Source organism: Emticicia sp., from assembly GCF_049241225.1.
In the GTDB taxonomy this organism is placed as follows: domain Bacteria; phylum Bacteroidota; class Bacteroidia; order Cytophagales; family Spirosomataceae; genus Emticicia.
In genome coordinates, this window is the sequence record NZ_JBMLRC010000417.1 from 1 (window position 1) to 3,027 (window position 3,027).

Genomic DNA, 3,027 nt, shown 5'->3' on the forward strand with positions numbered 1-3,027 from the left:
TTATGGCAAAGAGAGAAGTTTTTGTAAATATTTATGAGCAAATAACAGGTTGGCGGTTTGTAGCGATTGCGGTTTTGCTTGCAATTGGTGCTGGGGTTTTATATTATTTCAATCAACTGGCTCAACAAGTGGAGGAGCGAGAAAAGAAATATGTGCTTTTGTATGCTGCCAGTATCAAATTTTTTGTAGAAAAAAGTGTAGAAACTGATTGCGACTATACTTTTGTGCAGGAAGTTCTTGAAGCAAATGAGACTGTTCCCGCAATTTTGGTAGAAAATGGAGTGCCAATCAGCAATGTAAATATAAAGGAATTTGAAGATTCTACTCGTAAATGGAAGCCTAAAGAAATGGAAGAGTTGCTATATCGTAAAATTGCCGAAATGCGAGAGGAGCATCCGCCAATTGAGGATAAAATTGGCAATTCTAAGGTGTCACTCTATTACAGTAATTCTATCTTGGCTAAACAGCTTCATTATTTCCCTTACATTTTATTAGGTACATTCCTGATTTTCGGCTCGTTGGCGTTTATCGCTTATAGTTCTTCTCGTAAGGCTGAGCAAAACCGAGTTTGGGTAGGTTTAGCCAAAGAAACAGCCCATCAGCTCGGCACACCGATTTCGGCTCTGATGGCTTGGGTTGAGGTTCTTCGTTCTGACCCAAGTTTTGATGCGAGTATTGGCGATGAAATGGAAAAAGATGTAAAACGTCTGGAAACCATCACGACTCGCTTCTCGAATATTGGTTCGGTTCCGCAGATGAGCGAAGAGCAGATTGCACCTTTGATACAACAAACATTGGGTTATTTGGAAAGAAGAATTTCGACAAAAGTAAAAGTACATTTCGATAGTAAAGTATCTGATAATGTGAAGGTTAGTTTAAATAAACACTTGCTTGAATGGGTGGTGGAAAACTTGTGTAAAAATGCCGTTGATGCGATGGAAGGAAGAGGGGAGTTGTTTGTAACGATTACGCCAACGGCAAAGAAAACTATTGCGATTGATATCAGAGACACAGGAAAAGGAATCTCGAAAATGAACTTGCGGAAGGTTTTCAGGCCAGGATTTAGTACAAAAAAACGTGGTTGGGGCTTAGGACTCACGCTAGCGAAACGTATTATTGAAAATTATCACGAAGGCAAACTTTTTGTGAAAGATACGCAAGTAGATAAGGGAACTACCTTCAGGATTTTGTTGGATACGGTGTAAAAAATGTTTGTGGAGCGAATCTGGAGATTCGCTAATTTTAAAACGAATCTGGAGACAACCGAGCGTCGGTCGCCGTTGCCCGATTCACTCCACAATATTATTTCTTAAACAACGAATCAACAAATTCCATTTTATTGAAAACCTGCAAATCGTCCATTTTTTCGCCAACACCAATATATTTTACTGGAATCTTAAATTCATCTGAGATACCGATAACCACACCACCTTTCGCTGTGCCATCGAGTTTTGTAATGGCCAATGAACTGATTTCGGTCACTTTCGTAAATTCTCTTGCCTGAATTACTGCATTTTGACCAGTGCTTCCATCTAAAACTAACATCACTTCGTGAGGGGCTTCTGGTAAAAACTTTTGCACCACACGCTTGATTTTGCCCAATTCGTTCATCAAGTTTACTTTGGTGTGCAAACGGCCAGCTGTGTCAATAATGATAATATCGGCACCCAATTCCATGCCTTTTTTCACGGCATCAAATGCTACTGACGATGGGTCGGTGTTCATGCCGTGGTCAACAACCGTTACGCCCACACGCTCGCCCCAAAGTTTGAGTTGGTCAACGGCTGCTGCTCTGAAAGTATCGGCCGCTCCCAAAACCACTTTTTTACCTCTTTTATGAAACTGATGAGCTAATTTCCCGATAGTAGTTGTTTTTCCTACACCATTCACGCCCACAACCATCAAAACGTAAGGTTTTGGTAGATGCTCGGTTTCGTAGCTATCTTTTACATCTTGTGAATTGTTTTCGGCCAAAAGGGCAGCAACTTCTTCACGCAAAATACGGTCTAACTCTTCAACACTTGTATATTTATCTCGCTCTACACGGGCCTCAATTCGGCGAATGATTTTTACGGTTGTTTCGACACCCACATCCGAACTAATCAGAATCTCTTCTAATTCGTCTAAAACCTCTTCATCAACCTTCGATTTTCCAACAATTACCCGTGAGATTTTATCAAAAATACTGGTTTTTGTTTTTTCTAAGCCTTTGTCAAGCGTTTCTTTTTTTTCCTTGCTAAAAAAGTCAAAAAGTCCCATCTTCTTTAATTGTGAATGATTGAATGAGCGAATGAGTAAGAAAGCTTACGTCATTTTCTTGGGCAAAAGTAGCGTTTTTTATTAGAAAAATGGGTGTTTTTTGAATTATCTTTCTTCTGATTCGGGGAAAAACTGCTTTACAATCTCTTCGGTGATGCGTTTCGGGCGTAAAGTTTGGGCATCGAGCGAAATCCAGTGCGTAACTGAGCGAGCCAAAACTTCCTCTCCCCGCATGATTTCGCAATGACGAATACTCTTTACTCCCACAAAATCATCAACCCAAGTTTTGGCAACCAATTCATCGCCCAGAAACGCTTGTTTGAGGTAATCAATCTCGTGTCGGCGAGCCATCCAGATAATCTGAGATGCAATTTCCTGCGGAACAGTTTTCCAGTGCCCAATAGCGGCATCTTGTACATAACGCAGATAGACAATATTATTTACATGATTAAGTTCATCAATATCTTCGGGAGCAACCGTAATTGGCAAATAAAAGACGTGGGGCATTCGGTAAGACTAAATTTAAAGTGAAATCAAAGGTAATTATTTAATCAATCAACTGACTAAAATGTACATAGGAAAATATCACTCCTTCGGGGTTTAATATCTGTATTTATGTGTTTTTTATAATCATTTCACCTCTTCGAGGTTTATTTTATGACAGATGCTGAAAGCATGATATGATTATAGAAAAGAAGGTGACAAATTAATGAAATCCTGAAAGGGTGATATGATTCGATTTTCTCCAATCATCTTTTTGAAATCGTT

The 3,027-nt window shown here is 39.5% G+C and carries 3 protein-coding genes; 1 reads left to right on the top strand and 2 read right to left on the bottom strand.

Annotated features, from left to right (window positions below; all coding sequences use genetic code 11):
* The coding region (locus tag ACOVO2_RS21485; RefSeq protein WP_421771955.1) for a sensor histidine kinase at positions 1–1,205 on the top strand (1,205 nt) is incomplete at its 5' end.
* Positions 1,206–1,302: 97 nt separating this feature from the next.
* On the opposite strand, the gene ftsY is transcribed toward ACOVO2_RS21485, so the two are convergent.
* Together ftsY and ACOVO2_RS21495 are read right to left on the bottom strand one after the other, a co-directional pair.
* Positions 1,303–2,259, bottom strand: coding sequence for a signal recognition particle-docking protein FtsY (gene ftsY / locus ACOVO2_RS21490; protein WP_421771956.1), 957 nt, complete (start codon positions 2,257–2,259; stop codon positions 1,303–1,305).
* Positions 2,260–2,364: 105 nt separating this feature from the next.
* Positions 2,365–2,766 (bottom strand): acyl-CoA thioesterase, encoded by a 402-nt coding sequence (locus tag ACOVO2_RS21495; RefSeq protein WP_421771957.1) that lies wholly within the window; start codon positions 2,764–2,766, stop codon positions 2,365–2,367.
* Positions 2,767–3,027 lie beyond the last annotated feature (261 nt).